The sequence below is a fragment of the Streptomyces sp. NPDC059009 genome (genome assembly GCF_042740175.1).
Lineage (GTDB): Bacteria > Actinomycetota > Actinomycetes > Streptomycetales > Streptomycetaceae > Streptomyces.
Window position 1 is genome coordinate 103,484 of the sequence record NZ_JBHYJB010000037.1, and the last position, 14,578, is coordinate 118,061.

The following is a 14,578-nucleotide window of genomic DNA, read 5'->3' on the forward strand; positions in this document are numbered from 1 at the left end:
GGTTCGGGGGTCACACCCCGGACCGGGTCGCGGCGGCCGCGGGGGCGGACCGGTGGGCGGGGCTCCGGCTCAGCCGCAGCTCCGGGTCGTCCACCGGCAGCTTCCGCAGCAGCCTGACGTCCTTGGTGTACCTCATGGAAGTCAGCCAGGGGGCACGATTTCCCTGCCGGGGCAGCCGGTCGACCGCACGGCGGATGTATCCGGCCTGGAAGTCGAGGAACGGGCGCAGCGGCATGTCCGCGTCGGCGATCACCGGGCAGGCGGTGTCGAAGCCGCCCTCGTCCATGCGCCGCAGCAGCCGGCAGAAGTGCTCGCACAGCAGGCCGACCTTCAGCGTCCAGGAGGAGTTGGTGTAGCCGATCGCGAAGGCGAAGTTCGGCACGCCGGAGAGCATCATTCCCTTGTACGCGACGGTGTCCTCGAGGTCGATCGCGCGGCCGTCGACGGTCAGCGCGATGCCGCCCATGGCCTGGACGTTGAGGCCGGTGGCGGTGATCACGACGTCCGCGTCCAGCTCCCGGCCGGAGGCGAGGCGCAGCCCGGTCCCGGTGAAGGTCTCGATCCTGTCGGTCACCACGGAGGCGGCACCGCGCCGGATCGCCCGGAACAGGTCGCCGTCGGGAACGGCGCACAGCCGCTGGTCCCAGGGTTCGTACGGTGGGTTGAAGTGTTCGTCGACGGGATAACCCGCGGGCAGCATCTTGACGTTGGCGTAGCGGATGAGGCGCCGCGCCCCCTTGGGGAAGCGCCGGCACAGGCCCCAGACCACGGACTGCCGCAGGATGTTCTTGCGCCGGGCCAGGGCGTGGCCGCGCTCCTCGCCGAAGAGCGACTTCAGGCGGTCGGCGACCTTGTCGCCCGCGGGCACCGGCAGGACGTAGGTCGGGGTGCGCTGCAGCATGACGACGTGCCCGGCGCTCTCCGCCATCGCCGGTACGAGGGTGACCGCGGTGGCGCCGCTGCCGATGACGACGACCCGCTTGCCCGCGTAGTCGAGGTCCTCGGGCCAGTGCTGCGGGTGGACGATCCGGCCCTGGAACCGCTCACGTCCTTCGAAGTGCGGGGTGAAGCCCTCGTCGTACCGGTAGTAGCCGGCGGCCCCGAACAGCCAGGAGCAGGTGAGGGCGGTCCGCTCCCCCGTGTCGCTCCGCTCGGTCACGACCGTCCAACGGGCTTGCTCCGAGGACCAGTTGGCGCTGATCACCTTGGTGCGGAAGCGGATGTGGCGGTCGATGCCGTGCTCCGCCGCCGTCTCGCGCAGATAGGCCAGGATCTTGTCGCCGTCGGCGATCGCGTCCTTGTCGCGCCAGGGCTTGAACGCGTAGCCGAACGTGTGCAGGTCGGAGTCGGAGCGGATGCCGGGGTAGCGGAAGAGGTCCCAGGTGCCGCCGAGGGCGTCGCGCGCCTCGAGGATCGCGTAGCTGCGCTGCGGGTGGTCGCGCTGGAGGTAGTGGGCGGCGCCGATGCCGGAGATGCCGGCGCCCACGATCAGCACGTCGTACGTGGTCGGGGCGGGGGCGGGGTCGTTCATGGCCATGAGGTCGGCTCCCGGACGTCGGTGGCGGGCGGGCTCATGAACATCTTCACGACCCCGGCCGCCCCCACTCCAGGTGCAGTCTGCTCATGATTGATCGAATCCCGGAGCACAATGCACCTTCCCCGGGCTACCCTCCCGTCATGTCCTGGGAGCCACCGTCACCGCGCGTCCGAGACCTCATACGGGAGGGCGCACGCAGGGCGCTCGACCCGCCCGAGGAGTGGCTGCGCGAACTCGACGAGGCCACCCTGGCGGGCCCGCACCGCGCACAGATCAGCGACGACCCGGTGCTCTCGGCCGCGACCCGCCGCGCCAACCGCTCCAACCTCCTGTTCTGGGCCTCGGCCAACGTCGACCGCCCCGGCGAACGCGTCGCGCCCAACCTCGACGACATCCCCGTGGAGGTCGCCCGCGAGGTGGTGCGGCGCGGGCTCAACGAGACGGCCCTGGACTCCTACCGGGCGGGCCAGGGCGTCGCGATCCGCCGCTGGACCGGCATCTGCCTCTCGCTGACCTCCGACATCGACGAACTGCGCGCACTCCTCGACGTCTCCAGCCGCTCGATCGCCGCCTTCGTCGACGACACCATCGCGGCCGTCACGGAACTGATCGCCGAGCAGCGCGACGAACTCGCCCGGGGCACCCACGCCCAGCGCCGCGAGACCGTCAGCCTCCTCCTGTACGGGGAGCCGATCCCCAAGGCCCGGGCCGAACAGCGCCTCGGCTACCGCCTTTCGGGCCCGCACACCGCGGCGATCGTCTGGACGGAGGAGGCTCACGCCGACCCCGCCGCCCTCGGCCGGATCACCGACCTGATCGCCAGGAGCGCCGCGGATCCCAGGCCGCTGACCGTGCTGGCGGGCGCCGCGACCCGCTGGATCTGGCTGCACGGCACCCCCGACCCGAGCACGCTGCGCGACGAGTTGGCCGCCGAGCCCGCCGTACGCGCAGCCGTCGGCTCCACCGGCGAGGACCTGGCGGGCTTCCGCCGCAGCCACCTGGACGCGCTCACCGTCCAACGCATGCTCACCCGCCTCGACTCACCGAAACAGCTGGCCACCCACGACGAGGTGGAACTGGTCGCCCTGGCCACCTCCGACGTCGAGGCCGCCGACGGCTACGTCCGCCGTGTCCTCGGCGGCCTGGCCCACGCCGCGCCCGAACTCCGCGAGGCGGTCCGTGTGTTCATCGCCGCCCAGTGCAACGCCTCGCACGCGGCCGACCGCCTCTACATCCACCGCAACACCCTCCTGCGCCGCCTCGCCCAGGCCGACCGCCTGCTGCCCCGGCCACTGGCTCAGGACGTGCTCAGCGTGGGCGCGGCGCTGGAGGTGCTGCGGTGGCGGGGGACGGGCTGACACCCCCGACGGCGCCTGATGACACACCTGTTGAGGCCCTATGCGCGGCCTGCGGTCCGGACCGCGTAGGAGTGCGCGCCGGTTCCCGCCAGCGCCCCGCCGTCGACGATCAGGAAGGAATGTCGACGTGCACGTGGGTGGACGGGGAACCGTGCGATCGACGGAGTGAACTCTAGGTCAGGCCCCGAAGCCGACGCTCGCCTCCCCTTGGCCTCGCCCTCGGCTGATCCCGCGTCACGTCACGGATCAGGACATCCGGGCACCGACCGTACGGACCGACTCGGCCAGGACCTTCGTCTGCCAGGTCCGGGCCCGCTTCTTCACGGCCGCGATGTTCTCGGCGGGTTCGGCGTCCGCGCCGGGCTGGGGTGCCACACCGTCGGCCCAGCTCGAGCCGCCGACTTCGAAGAGATACGGGCCTTGGTAACAGTCCGCGCCGGTGTCGCTCACGCTGTTCTGTACCGCGTAGCAGCCCTCGACGCCCCAGGAGTCGCCGAGATCGGTGAACCCCTTCTTCTTGCTGTCGCCCTTCTTGTCCTCCAGGTAGCGCTTCTTCACCGCCGCCGGATCCGCGATGGCGGTCACGGTGATGCTGACGCTGCTGTTGCGCGAGGAGTCGCCGCCCTTGCTGGGCAGGGCGAAGCCGAACTCGCAGCCGCCGCGCGGCACATCGCCGGTGGTGCCGGGGGCGGCCTCGGACAGCGGATCCATGTTCAGGATGGTCACCTTCACCGGCTTCCGCTCGAACTCCTTGGCCTGCGGCAGGATCGCCCGGATCTCCCCGTCCGTCATCAGCTTGCACGCGTCGGGCCACTGGGACAGCGTCACCGGGGAGCCCGGCGTGGGCCGGAACCCGAGCTTGTCGCCGGCGGGCTTCGCCGCCCGGAACTTGATCGCGGGCGGCGGCGAGTCCTCACTGCAGCCGGACATCAACGCCGCGCCCATCACGGCGGTCACGCACCACAGCCCCGTCCGCGCCCTGCGCGATCGCACGGTCATCGCTCCCACTCGCACTCCCACTCCCCCTTCAAGCCGCGACACGTTCGCCGGACGGGTCCGCGACCACGATCTGCACCTGCGAGGGAGCGTACTTGCGGGCCTTGCGGATCATCTGCGACAGCTCGAACTTCCGCCCCTGGACGGCGACATGGAGGTGCGCCGGCATGTCGGGGTGCGGCGGCGACACGGGGGCGTGGGGCGGCAGCGCCGCGCCGGGCCGCAGCCGCACGCCGAGCAGCGCCGACTGACCGCCCGGCGGCGTCGCGACCACGAACTGGCTGACGTCGGACCACGGCAGCAGGACCTCGCCCACCCGCACTCCGGCCGGGTCGAACTGGAAGGCCGTGCGCTGCTTCTCGAACCACGACGCGATGAAGGGGATCGCCGCGACGATCACGACACCGCCCTTCATGTCCAACGCCCAGCCGAGCAGCGCGGCGAGCGCCACGATGCCGATGATCGCTCCCCACAGGCCCGCGAGGGCCTTGGGCGAGAACGGATGAGTGACCCGATAGCGCTCCCACCTCGCGCGACGGACGGGCTGCGCACCGGTCCCAGGGTGCTGACGCTGCGTCATGGAATGAGATCCCCTCTCACACACGTGCCGGACAACGTTCTGATGTGACGCGCCCAGAGACGATGTAAGCGGTGATTACGGTTCCATGTGACCGCTCGTGAGGTTGCGTGAGGCCGCCCGAACGGGTGCCCCGAGGGGCACCCGAGGGGCAGACCGTCACCCTAAAGTTGAGCTTGAGGGTTATCTGACTCAGGCCCCCGACACCTTGAACTTCTTCGCCAGGTCGGCGCCCCGGATCACGCCTCCCGTGTGGTACTTCAGCCCCCACGCGTCGATGACCGAGCCGTCGCCGAACATGCAGGCGGCGATGACCTCGTCCGTCTTGGTGGCGCCCTTGGGGCCCCAGCCGCCGGCGTCCAGCTTGCCGGGGCCGTACATGGCCGTGCCGTTGAGGGACTGGCAGTAGCCGATGGAGGGGTTGCCGGGGTGGCCGCCCGGGTCGGCGATCTTGTCCAGGTACGCGCGCTGGGCGAGCGTGACCTTGTCCGAGTTCAGGGTGTCCGCGGCGAGGGCGATCCGCGAGCCGTCCTTGGCGGTGAAGGTGCACATCTCCCGTACGCCGCCGAGCTGGACCAGCTTCTGGGTGCGCGGGTCGACGCGGTAGGGGTACTGGGTCTGCGCGGCGCCGCCCTGCTTCTCGCACCAGGCCGCTGCGGCGGACCCCTTCTTGGCCGACGGGGACTGGGCGGTGGACTCGCCCTGTGCGGCGTTGGCGACTGCCGCGGTGGTGCCGAGCAGGATCAGGGCACCGGCCGCGATGACGGCACGGGAACGTCGCATGGTGGCTCCTCTGGAGGATGGGGGGAGGGGTGCGCTCTGCGTGATCGGGCCCATCCTGAGCAGCGGTTTCCTGGCCGTCAACGGCGTATGGCACGGCGCGGCACAACCCGGCGGACATTGGCGTGATCGACGGCCTGCACCACCGCGACGTGCCCCGACGGGCATTCCTTTCCGGCCAGTAATTCCCTCGTAACTCGGCCGCATCAGCGGCACATGGGCGGCTAGAGTGCCGTTCGATGAGCATGGCAGCGCATGCGTTCGACGCGACGGAGGACTCGGCCGCCAAGCCGACGGTCGACTCGGAGGAACCCCGCCCGGTGGCTCCGCCGCTGCTCCGCGTCCATCTCCTGGGCGGCTTCCGCGCCCTGCGCGACGGCGGCGCCGACACCGCCACACGCTGGTCACGGCCCGGCGCCCGCACCCTGGTCAAGCTTCTCGCACTGGCCCCCGGCCACCAGTTGCACCGCGAGCAGATCATGGCCGTGTGCTGGCCGGACGCCGAGCTGCGGCCCGCGCTGCGCAGCCTGCGGGTCGCGCTGCACACGGCCCGCCACGCGCTGGAGCCGGAGTTGGCGCCGCGCGCCCCCTCCTCGTATCTCGTCGGGCAGGGCGCCCTCCTGCGCCTCTCCGAAGCCGTCTGGGTCGACGCCGACCACGCCGAGGCGCTCGCCGAGCGGGCCCTGGCGGACGGCGGCCTGCCTCAACTGGCCGCCGCGCTCGACGCGTTCACCGGAGAGGTGCTGCCCGAGGACCGCTACGCGCCCTGGACCGAGCCGGTCCGCGAGCGCCTCGCCCTCCTCCAGCGGCGTGTCCTCCTCGCCCTCGCCGAGGCCCAACTCGACGCCGCCGAACCGGAATCCGCCGCCCGCGCCGCGCGCCGCGCCCTCGACGACTCCCCCGCCGACGAACGCGCCCACCGCGCCCTGATCGAGGCATACCTGCGCCAAGGGCTCCCGCACGAGGCCCTGCGCCAGTACGAGGCGTGCGCGGCGATCCTGGAGCGCGACCGCGACGCCCGCCCCGGCCCGCAGACCGTCAGCCTGCACCGCACCGCGCTCGCCGCCGCCCGCACCCAGGCGCCCGGTCCCTCGGCGCCCGCCGCCGACCCCGAGTCCGACGCGGCCCGCATCCGTCTGGCCTGGGCCGGCGACCTGGAGCGCGCGGGCCGCTACGCCGACGCCGCGCACGCCCTCCAGGACGCCCTGTCCGCGTACGAACGTCACGGCGACCATGACCACTGCGTCCTCACCACCGCCCGCCTGGCCGAAGTCCTGTGCCGCGGCGCCACCGCACAGCAGGCCCGCGCCGCCCTGCACGCGCACGTGCCGACAGCCCGCACTCCGGCCCTGGTGACGGGCGCGCACCACATGGCGCGGGCCATGGTCGGCTTCTACGAGGGCGCGTACGAGGAAGCGGCGGCGGCCGCGCTCCGCGCCGAGGAGAGCAGCAGCGCCGTCGAGGGGCCGGGCGGGCTGACCCTCAAGGCCCGCGCGCTCGCCCAACAGGCCACCTCCCTCAGCCTGGCGGGCCACTTCGAGCAGTCCCTCGCCCCCGCCGAGCGGGCCCTGGCCCCTGCCGAGGGCAGCGGCGATCCCGCGCTCCTCGCCAACGTCCTGTCCGTGCTGCGCGAGAACGCGCGCCGCGCGGGCCGCCTCGACGCCGCGCTCGCCCACGGCCGCCGCGCTCTCACGCTCGCCGAGCGGGCGGGCCGCCCCACCGCCACCGCCTTCGAACGCGCCAACCTCGCCGAGCTGCACCTGCTGCGCGGCGAGCAACGCGAAGCCGGTCAACTCGCCTGCTCCGCGGTCGAATTGGCCGAGTCCTTCGGTGGCGCCGCCCTCGCCTTCGCGCTCACCGCCCTGGCCCGCGTCCACGCCACCACCGACCCGGCCGAGGCGGCCCGCCTCCTGGAGCGCGCCGAACAGGCCGCCCGGGACAGCGGCCACCACCAGGCGCTGACGGAGGTGGAGCAGGCCCGACGGGAGCTGGCGGACGCGTGAGCGAGCGGCACAACTGGCATCACGACTGGCATGATGAACTTCATGGACAAGACCATGACCGCGTGCCGAAAGGCCGATGCCGCGTAGACGGCCCGCCGCGCTGCGCGCGGAACACACCCCTCGTATCGCCGACTTCCTCGCCCCGCCCGCCCGCATCCACGGCCTGTCCGGCCGAACGAGCGCCGCGGCAGCGCGAGTTGAGCGGCTGTCGGGCGACTACTACCTCTACGTCGGCGCCACCGACGACGCCCTGCGCCGCTATCGCGCGTTCCTGCGCACACCGGGGCGGCGCCCCCTCTACCCGCAGGACGCGCAGTGCTCCTGCCGCGGCTGTTCCTTCGACGACGTTCGCCATGCCCGTGACGTCCTCGACGAGGTCGTACGGCGGCTGCCGCCGCGCCCCCGCGGCGAGTTGCGCGTCCACCTGCGCGCGCTGGACGACCGCTACCTGCGGCGCACGCTGGCGGACCCGTTCGCCGCCGACCGGCAGTGGCGGTCCGACCGCTGGTGGCGGCGGCGTCTGAGCGGGGGCCGGGAGGAAGACGCTGCGGCCGGGCGCTGAGTCCGCCGCGCGCCCACTCACCGCGCGGCGACGGCCTCCACCACACTCAGCGCCGTCCCCGTGGGCAGCACGCGCCGCAGGCGCAGCCCGGCCTGCGCGAACAGGGCCCGGAACTCCTCCTCGGTGCGTTCGCGGCCCTCCAGCGACGCCATCATCAACAGGTCCAGGACCTTGGCCGGATGCGGCTTGTCGCCGGGCTCGATGACGGCGTCGATCACGAGCACCCGGCCGCCGTCCGACAGCGCGCGGCGGCAGGCGCGCAGCACCGTCACGCACTGGTCGTCGCGCCAGTCGTGCAGGATCCGTTTCAGTACGAGAACGTCACCGGCCGGCACCTCGGCGAAGAAGTCGCCTTCGGCGGTGCGCCAGCGGCCCGCGATGCGTGCGTCGTCGGCGAGCACGTGCCCGTCCAGGACGTGCGCCTCGTCGTACAGGACCCCGGTCAGGCCGGGGGCCAGCCGCAGGGCCTCGGCGAGGTAGCCGCCGTGTCCCCCGCCGATGTCCACGACCGTGCCCCGGTCGGGCAGGTCGGACGCCTCGGCGATCGGCTGGTCCTCCACGGCGGACTTGGCGGCCATTCCGTCGTGGAAGACGGCGGCGGTCTGCGGGTCCTGGGCGAAGTGCTCGAAGAACGGGCGGCCGAAGATGCCCTCGAACGCCGACGTGCCGTCCCGCAGGCACCGCTCCAACTGTCCGAGCGGCAGCCAGAAGGCGGGGTCGGTGTTCATGAGGACCGCGCCGCGCACGGAGCCGGGCACGTCCGAGCGCAGCGCGTAACCCGTCTCGGTGAGGCGGAAGCGCCCTTCCTCGTCCTCGCTGAACAGCCCGCGCGTGGCGAGCAGCCGCAGCATCCGGTGCAGGTTGCCCGCGTCGGTGCCACTGGCCAGTGCCAACTCCTCCGCGGTGCGCGGGCCCTCGCCCAGATGGTCCGCGATCCCGCACAGGGTCACCGCCCGCAGCGCCGCGGGCACCACATATCCCAGGGCCTCCTCGATCAGCCGGGCCCCGCTCTGCCGCGCCAGGGCGGCCTGGCGTTCGTCAGCGTCCACGGGCCCACTAGAGCAGCAGGGGCCTGTGCGCGCCAGGGCGCACCGGCTGATTCCGGGCACGGACCGGCTGATTCCGGGCACGGGGAAGCCGGCCCGGGGCGCGACATGGAAACGCAACCGAAAACCGACCCGGAAGTCGAGCCGAAGCCGATCCGGTTCGGGACCCACCAGGGACTTCCGTCCCTGGTCAGGACGGTGCGGGAATCCCACACTGGTCGGGATGTACGTGAAAGACGCGAGGGGTGGCGGGCGCTTCAGCCTGACGCGTGACTTCCGGTCCGGCCGGGCGCGTGTCTCGGGGGGTTGGTCCGCCGCCCTGTTGGTGACGGGGCTCGCCGTGATGGGCGCGCACGAGGTGAACCGGGTGACGCCGTGGGACTTTCCCGCGGGCGTCCTGCTGGCGTTGCTGCCGATCGGCATCGCGCTGTTCTCCTCGGTGCTCGCCACCACGGTGGTCGGGCTGCTGATCCTCACCGCGCATCTGACGCTGTGGAGCGACGGGTTCGACCTCTCCCACGACGTGGCGGTCGTCGTGGCGCTGCTCATCGGTGTCGGCGGGCTGCTCGGCGTGCTCGTCGCGTGGCACCGCGAGCGGACCCGGGTCACGCTCCGGGCGGTCACGGAAGTCGCCGAGGCCACGCAGCGGGCGGTCCTGCGGCCCATTCCCAGCCGCGTCCACGACCTGCACATCGCCGACCTGTACCGGCCCTCGGCGAGCGCCGCGCGCCTGGGCGGCGACTGGTACGACATCGAGCCGTCGCCGTACGGGATACGGGCGGTCCTCGGCGACGTGAGCGGCAAAGGGCTGCCCGCCGTCTCGGCGTCCGCGGCGCTGCTGGGCTGTTTCCGCGAAGCGGCGTACCACAAGGAAGACCTCAGCGAGGTCGGGAGCCGCCTGGAGAGCGCCGTGCAGCGCTACAACACCTGGGCCTGGCACTGCCAGGGCAGACCGGGCATCGCAGCGGCCCCGGCGGAACTCTTCTCCACGGCCGTCCTGCTGCAGCTGTGCGACGACTCCCCCGGCACGGTCGACGTCCTCGCCTACGGCCACGAACCACCCCTGATCGTCGGCGCCGACGGCACGGTCCGCTTCCCCGAGGTGGAGGCGGGCCTGCCCCTGGGCATGGGCCCACTCGGCGTGGCTCCGCCCACCGCACCCACCCGCCTCCCCTTCTGCGAGGGCGACACCCTGCTCCTCTACACGGACGGCGTGAACGAGTGCCGCTCCCGCGACGGCACCTTCTATCCCGTACGACAGCGCATGGCCCAGCTCGCCCGCGAGTCCGGGGCGACCCCCGAAGACCTGGTGGACCGCCTCGAACACGACCTGCTCGCCCACAGCGGCGGCCCGCTGGGCGACGACGCGGCGATCATCGCGATCCGCCGCGTCCCGTCGCGCACGCGCTCCCCGGAGAGGGCGGCGACGCTCCACCTCTGAGCGTGCGCGTCGGCGTGGCCACGGACACCAGGGTCTGCAGCATGACCGTCCCCGCCACGACAGCGGCGAGGTGCAGTGCCGCCGCGACGACGGGTGACTCCGGCGGGGTGACGTCGCTCGGGCGGGTCAGGGCGACGAGCAGGGTGAGGGGAGGCACGGGAGGTATCCGCCTCCGGCGCTCGACGGAGATCGTTCTCCTCATCAGGGCCCACCGAACCGGGTCCCACTGAGTTCGCGGGACGAGGAAGGGTGCTACTCCACGACCCACACGGGATCCTGCCCCGCCCGCACCACGGTCAGCGCCTGGCGCTCCATCACGACGGCGCGCGTGGCCACCCAGGTCCCGAAGAGCTCGTACTCGGGATCGTCCTTGCTCACCTGCCGCCTCGTCAGGTCATCGCGCATCGTGACCAGGGCTCCCTCGGCCTTGTCGACGATCCACGCCAGGTACTGCGGGAGCGTCATCTGGAGGGCACGGGCCTCGTTCGTGAGGCGCTCGAAGAGGACCGCGGGGAGGAAGTTGAGCCGCTCCTCGGAGAACCGCTGGCGTATCCAGACCCCTTCGACCTCCTCGACCCGCCAGCCACCGCCACACTCGTCGTCGATGGCGTACTGCTCCGACATGGGGCCTCCCCGTGGTGACTGCGCGAGCCTGACCTGCCTCGTCCAGACTGCTGGCCGCACCATCAAGTCGCCATTCTCAGACGGTAGTTGCTGTGTCACGGCCCAGAAACAGCCCCTCGGGAACCGGACACACCACAGGCCGGTCCACGCACAGGGCGGCATCGGCCGCCCACGACACGAAGGGAGATGACGTGCAGCCCCAAGAACCGACGGCGGCACCCACCGGCGACCCTCAGGCCACGGCAGCTCTCGGCCTTCCCTGGTCGGAGGTCGAGGTCGTCGGAGTGCGGGTGGAGCCCTCCAGCAACCAGCCCATCGTCCTCCTGCATGACCGTGGCCGGGCGGAGAGGTATCTGCCCATCTCCATCAACCCGGCGGGTGCCACGGAGATCGCGCTTCTGGCCCCGGAGCACGAGCCGGCCGCGGCACCGCCAGGCTCCCAGGGGACGCACGCCCTCATGCAGCGGGTGCTCGACACGTACGCCATCTCCATCGAGCGCGTGGTCATCCACGGGGTCTCCGACCGCGTCTACGGAGCGGCCATCCGCTTCACCTCACGCGGGAACTCCCGTGATGTGACGGCCATGTGCGCCGACGCGATCGCTCTGGCCCTCAGGTTCGGTGCGCCCCTCACGGTCGGTGTGAGTCTCTTGGAGGAGGCCGGCCTGATCGTTCCCGATGAGGAACCGACGGCGTAACTGAAGGGTCAGTGCGGGCAGTCGGCATCCGGGTCCTGTGTGATGGCGATGACGTCGTCGAGCCGGTCGCGCACAGCGAGCAGATCGGTGATCCGCTCGTCGATGCGGACCCGGGGCATCGGCGACCGGGTCTTCGGTCTGGGCGGCGTCACCGGCGCGACGGCGGAGCTGGCCGTGCTCTCGGCCTGGGCCCCCGCGCCCACCACGTGGAGCGACGAGGAGGCCGCCGGTGCCGCTCTGGCGTCCGTGACCGCTATGGGCGGGCTGAAGGCGCTCGGTGTCCTGCGGGGGCGCACCCCGCTCGTCGAGGGCGCCGCCGGAGGTGTGGGCAGTGCCGCGGTCGAGATCGCGGTGGCTCGGGGCGCCACCGTGATCGGGACGGCCGGCGAGCGCAACCACGCGTTCCTCGCCTCACTGGGAGCCGTTCCGACCACCTATGGCACCGGACTCGCCGAGCGCCTCGCCTGGGCGTCCGTCTGGCCACCGCGGTGAACGACTCCCCACTCCTCGCCGCAGCGGGCGAACTCGGCCGGCGAGGCCAGTACACACCACGCATCGAACGGGCCTACCCCATCGAACAGTTCGCGGAGGCGCACGCATACGCCGAGCGCGGACACACGCACGGGAAGATTGTGATCTGCGTCTGAGACGGGCCTCATGACACGATGGCCTCCATGACTGGTGACCGTCGCCTGCTGGCAGACAAGACGCCGTTCCCTGAGGATCTGGACGAGAGGCTGCGTGCGCAGTTCACCTTTCTCATCGAGGTGGATCAGCTGAAGTCGATCATGCGGCAGTCGCCGCTTGCCTCGGTCCGGCGCCGCGAGAACGACGCAGAGCACTCATGGCATCTGGCCATGATGGTGGTGCTCCTGGCCGAGTACTCCGACGAGCCCATCGACGTGGGGCACACCGTCCAACTCGTGCTCGTCCACGACCTCATCGAGATCTACGCCGGGGACACTCCGCTCTACGACGATGCCGCCGGGACGGATCAGCGGGACCGGGAACTGGCCGCCGCCGACGAGCTGTTCGCGCTGCTCCCCGACGACCAGGCACTGCGCATCAGGGCCCTGTGGGACGAATTCGAGGAGCGCGGCACTCCCGAAGCCCGTTTCGCCAAGGCGATGGACCGCCTTCAGCCGCTGCTGCTCAATTGGATGGCGCGTGGCGGCACTTGGCAGACGCCAGGTGTCACGGCTAACGACGTGCGAGCCCGCAAGGCCGTGATCGGCGATGCGTCCGGTGCTCTGTGGGAGGCCGGGCGGCGCCTCATCGACGAGGGGGAGCAGCGCGGCTGGTCCAGAAGCGGCGATGCGCCTCAGTGACCGCCCTCAACCACCCTTCGCGCTCTCTTCGCGTGCGGGCGGCCCGGAGTCGTCCGTCGCATCCAGGTCGTCGGGGGCGCCATCGGGAGAAGGGGCCTCGTCCGTCTCGGGCAGAGGGAGTGGAGCCGCCGCGTCGTCGTCCGGAGTGATGCTCGCGGGGCGCGTGAAGCTCGCGCCGACCAGCACGCCGAGGGCCACGGCCACCACCGTGAGCAGGGCGTTGACCGTGGTGAGGAGGCCGCCCGTGCTGTGGCCGCTGAAGAGTTCGCCGATGCCGGTGAGGCTCAGCGCGCCGGGCACCAGCAGCCAGAACGCGGGCAGATACGTGACCTGCGCGGGCGGCGCGCCCTTGCGGTGCTGCACCAGTTGGGAGAAGAGCGGCAGCGTCATGCCGCCGAGGAACGCGCCGCCGAGGCTGCTGCCCAGCTGGTTGCCGAGCTGCTGGACGGTCTCGACGAGCAGCAGGACGAGGATCAGCCAGGGCAGATTGCGCGGTGACGCCGAGGAGTTGAGGGCGAAGCCGATGCCGAGCAGCAGGGCGCCCGCCCACGGCACCCACGCCCCGAACTCGTAGGTGTGCGCATGGGCCGGGATCGGGTGCTCGTGCATGAGCTGGGCGCCCACGGTGATGCCGAAGCCGAGCAGCACCAGCACGTTCACCCCGTACACCAGGCGGCTGGCGCCCGAGACGACCGAGCCCGTGGCCAGCTCCATCGTGCCCATCGTCAGGGCGGAGCCCGGCAGGAAGAGAATGAGCGGCGGGATCAGGAGCTTGCTGGGGTTCTCGTGCAGGAGGGGGCCGCTGTAGCGGTAGGCGAGGACCGTCACGCAGATCGCGGCGAGCACCGGCACGGCGAGCTGGAAGGTGCGCAGGCGCCCCTCCACCGCCTCGCGCAGGCCGCCCACGAACACGCCGAGCACCGCGTAGCCGATCAGCGCCCACGCGTTGGGGAAAGTGATCATGCCGAGGCCGACGGTCAGGATGCCGTAGCCGAGGATCCGCAGCGGCGCCCGGAAGCGGGGGCGCAGCGCGTAGATGCGGCGCAGGCGGCGCTGCCCCTCCTCGGGCGGGACCAGCTCGTCGTACAACTGGTGGATGAAGTCGTAGAGTTCGCCGACCTGGTCCAGGCGCAGGTCGGCGCCGCCGGGCACCGGCAGGAAGTCGACGACGGCGCCGGTCCCGTCGCCGACGCGCACGAACACGCCGGTGGGCAGGACGAAGGCGTGTACGGGGTGCATGCCGTAGCGGTGGCCGAGCGTGGTGACGATGCGCTGGACCTGTTCCGCGGTCTCGCCCGCGCGGCACAGCGCGACGCCCACGTCACGCAGGAAGCGCACCAACTCCTTGGGCGGGGGCGGTGGTTCGTCCGCCTCCGCGGGCAGCACGGTCTGCCACAGGCGTCCCATGCGGGCCGCTGACTGGCCCGCGCGGCGCACGGCGTGCCGCAGGGAGCGGGCGGGTGTGCCCTGCGGGAGGGAGGAGGTGGATCGCTGCCCGCGCCGGCCGTGCTTGCGGCGGCGGTCGTGCTTGCGACGGGGGTCCCCGGGGGTGCTTCCCGTGGCGGGCTCGCCGGGCGCGGCCGGGGGCGGGGGCGGGGGCGGGGGCGGCGAGGTGCGCTCCTCGCCGC

13 protein-coding genes and 1 pseudogene are annotated in these 14,578 nt (G+C 72.2%); 7 read left to right on the forward strand and 7 right to left on the reverse strand.

From position 1 onward, the window contains the following. Positions 1 to 10: 10 nt before the first annotated feature. Positions 11 to 1,537: a flavin-containing monooxygenase gene (locus ACFWYM_RS32035; RefSeq protein ID WP_384845297.1), complete on the reverse strand. Its 1,527-nt coding sequence runs from the start codon at positions 1,535 to 1,537 to the stop codon at positions 11 to 13. Positions 1,538 to 1,677: 140 nt separating this feature from the next. Here ACFWYM_RS32035 and ACFWYM_RS32040 point away from each other — a divergent pair, with 140 nt between their 5' ends. Then, a complete protein-coding gene (locus tag ACFWYM_RS32040; RefSeq protein WP_384845300.1) occupies positions 1,678 to 2,895 on the forward strand; it encodes a PucR family transcriptional regulator in 1,218 nt (405 codons plus the stop codon). Positions 2,896 to 3,141: 246 nt separating this feature from the next. On the opposite strand, the gene ACFWYM_RS32045 is transcribed toward ACFWYM_RS32040, so the two are convergent. The 3 genes from ACFWYM_RS32045 to ACFWYM_RS32055 form a co-directional block, all read right to left on the reverse strand. Continuing rightward, a complete protein-coding gene (locus ACFWYM_RS32045) occupies positions 3,142 to 3,894 on the reverse strand; it encodes a hypothetical protein (RefSeq protein ID WP_384845303.1) in 753 nt (250 codons plus the stop codon). A gap of 28 nt (positions 3,895 to 3,922) precedes the next feature. Beyond that, positions 3,923 to 4,471 carry a hypothetical protein gene (locus ACFWYM_RS32050; protein ID WP_384845306.1) on the reverse strand — a complete coding sequence of 183 codons (549 nt, stop codon included), beginning with the start codon at positions 4,469 to 4,471 and terminating at the stop codon, positions 3,923 to 3,925. Positions 4,472 to 4,660: 189 nt separating this feature from the next. Beyond that, positions 4,661 to 5,251: a hypothetical protein gene (locus ACFWYM_RS32055; RefSeq protein WP_384845310.1), complete on the reverse strand. Its 591-nt coding sequence runs from the start codon at positions 5,249 to 5,251 to the stop codon at positions 4,661 to 4,663. A 236-nt stretch (positions 5,252 to 5,487) separates the two neighbouring features. On the opposite strand from ACFWYM_RS32055, the gene ACFWYM_RS32060 reads away from it, so the two are divergent. After that, positions 5,488 to 7,251 (forward strand): BTAD domain-containing putative transcriptional regulator, encoded by a 1,764-nt coding sequence (locus tag ACFWYM_RS32060; RefSeq protein WP_384845313.1) that lies wholly within the window; start codon positions 5,488 to 5,490, stop codon positions 7,249 to 7,251. 76 nt (positions 7,252 to 7,327) lie between these two features. Continuing rightward, a complete protein-coding gene (locus ACFWYM_RS32065; RefSeq protein ID WP_384845316.1) occupies positions 7,328 to 7,813 on the forward strand; it encodes a hypothetical protein in 486 nt (161 codons plus the stop codon). Between the two features lie 17 nt (positions 7,814 to 7,830). On the opposite strand, the gene ACFWYM_RS32070 is transcribed toward ACFWYM_RS32065, so the two are convergent. Beyond that, a complete protein-coding gene (locus ACFWYM_RS32070; RefSeq protein ID WP_384845319.1) occupies positions 7,831 to 8,862 on the reverse strand; it encodes a methyltransferase in 1,032 nt (343 codons plus the stop codon). A gap of 220 nt (positions 8,863 to 9,082) precedes the next feature. On the opposite strand from ACFWYM_RS32070, the gene ACFWYM_RS32075 reads away from it, so the two are divergent. Then, a complete protein-coding gene (locus ACFWYM_RS32075) occupies positions 9,083 to 10,300 on the forward strand; it encodes a PP2C family protein-serine/threonine phosphatase (protein WP_384845322.1) in 1,218 nt (405 codons plus the stop codon). A gap of 252 nt (positions 10,301 to 10,552) precedes the next feature. Here the strand turns inward: ACFWYM_RS32075 and ACFWYM_RS32080 are convergent, their stop codons facing one another. After that, entirely contained in the window at positions 10,553 to 10,924 is a 372-nt protein-coding gene (locus tag ACFWYM_RS32080; RefSeq protein WP_384845325.1) for a hypothetical protein, read from the reverse strand. A 191-nt stretch (positions 10,925 to 11,115) separates the two neighbouring features. Between ACFWYM_RS32080 and ACFWYM_RS32085 the strand changes: the two genes are divergently transcribed. The 3 genes and pseudogenes from ACFWYM_RS32085 to ACFWYM_RS32095 all read left to right on the forward strand — a co-directional run bounded on the left by ACFWYM_RS32085 (position 11,116) and on the right by ACFWYM_RS32095 (position 12,950). Further along, positions 11,116 to 11,622 (forward strand): bifunctional nuclease family protein, encoded by a 507-nt coding sequence (locus ACFWYM_RS32085; RefSeq protein WP_384845328.1) that lies wholly within the window; start codon positions 11,116 to 11,118, stop codon positions 11,620 to 11,622. A 117-nt stretch (positions 11,623 to 11,739) separates the two neighbouring features. Continuing rightward, a pseudogene (locus ACFWYM_RS32090) lies at positions 11,740 to 12,269 on the forward strand (zinc-binding dehydrogenase); the annotation flags it as partial. An 18-nt stretch (positions 12,270 to 12,287) separates the two neighbouring features. Beyond that, on the forward strand, positions 12,288 to 12,950 hold the full coding sequence (locus ACFWYM_RS32095) for an HD family hydrolase (RefSeq protein ID WP_384845331.1): 663 nt from the start codon (positions 12,288 to 12,290) through the stop codon (positions 12,948 to 12,950). A 6-nt stretch (positions 12,951 to 12,956) separates the two neighbouring features. On the opposite strand, the gene ACFWYM_RS32100 is transcribed toward ACFWYM_RS32095, so the two are convergent. Continuing rightward, positions 12,957 to 14,578, reverse strand: a 1,622-nt coding sequence (locus ACFWYM_RS32100) for a threonine/serine exporter ThrE family protein (protein WP_384845334.1), incomplete at its 5' end; no start/stop codon positions are given.

Coding starts and splice junctions, on each gene's coding strand:
- ACFWYM_RS32035 (WP_384845297.1), bottom strand. CDS start 1,537: ATGGCCATGAACGACCCCGCCCCCGCCCCGACCACGTACGACGTGCTG.
- ACFWYM_RS32040 (WP_384845300.1), top strand. CDS start 1,678: ATGTCCTGGGAGCCACCGTCACCGCGCGTCCGAGACCTCATACGGGAG.
- ACFWYM_RS32045 (WP_384845303.1), bottom strand. CDS start 3,894: ATGACCGTGCGATCGCGCAGGGCGCGGACGGGGCTGTGGTGCGTGACC.
- ACFWYM_RS32050 (WP_384845306.1), bottom strand. CDS start 4,471: ATGACGCAGCGTCAGCACCCTGGGACCGGTGCGCAGCCCGTCCGTCGC.
- ACFWYM_RS32055 (WP_384845310.1), bottom strand. CDS start 5,251: ATGCGACGTTCCCGTGCCGTCATCGCGGCCGGTGCCCTGATCCTGCTC.
- ACFWYM_RS32060 (WP_384845313.1), top strand. CDS start 5,488: ATGAGCATGGCAGCGCATGCGTTCGACGCGACGGAGGACTCGGCCGCC.
- ACFWYM_RS32065 (WP_384845316.1), top strand. CDS start 7,328: ATGCCGCGTAGACGGCCCGCCGCGCTGCGCGCGGAACACACCCCTCGT.
- ACFWYM_RS32075 (WP_384845322.1), top strand. CDS start 9,083: ATGTACGTGAAAGACGCGAGGGGTGGCGGGCGCTTCAGCCTGACGCGT.
- ACFWYM_RS32080 (WP_384845325.1), bottom strand. CDS start 10,924: ATGTCGGAGCAGTACGCCATCGACGACGAGTGTGGCGGTGGCTGGCGG.
- ACFWYM_RS32095 (WP_384845331.1), top strand. CDS start 12,288: ATGGCCTCCATGACTGGTGACCGTCGCCTGCTGGCAGACAAGACGCCG.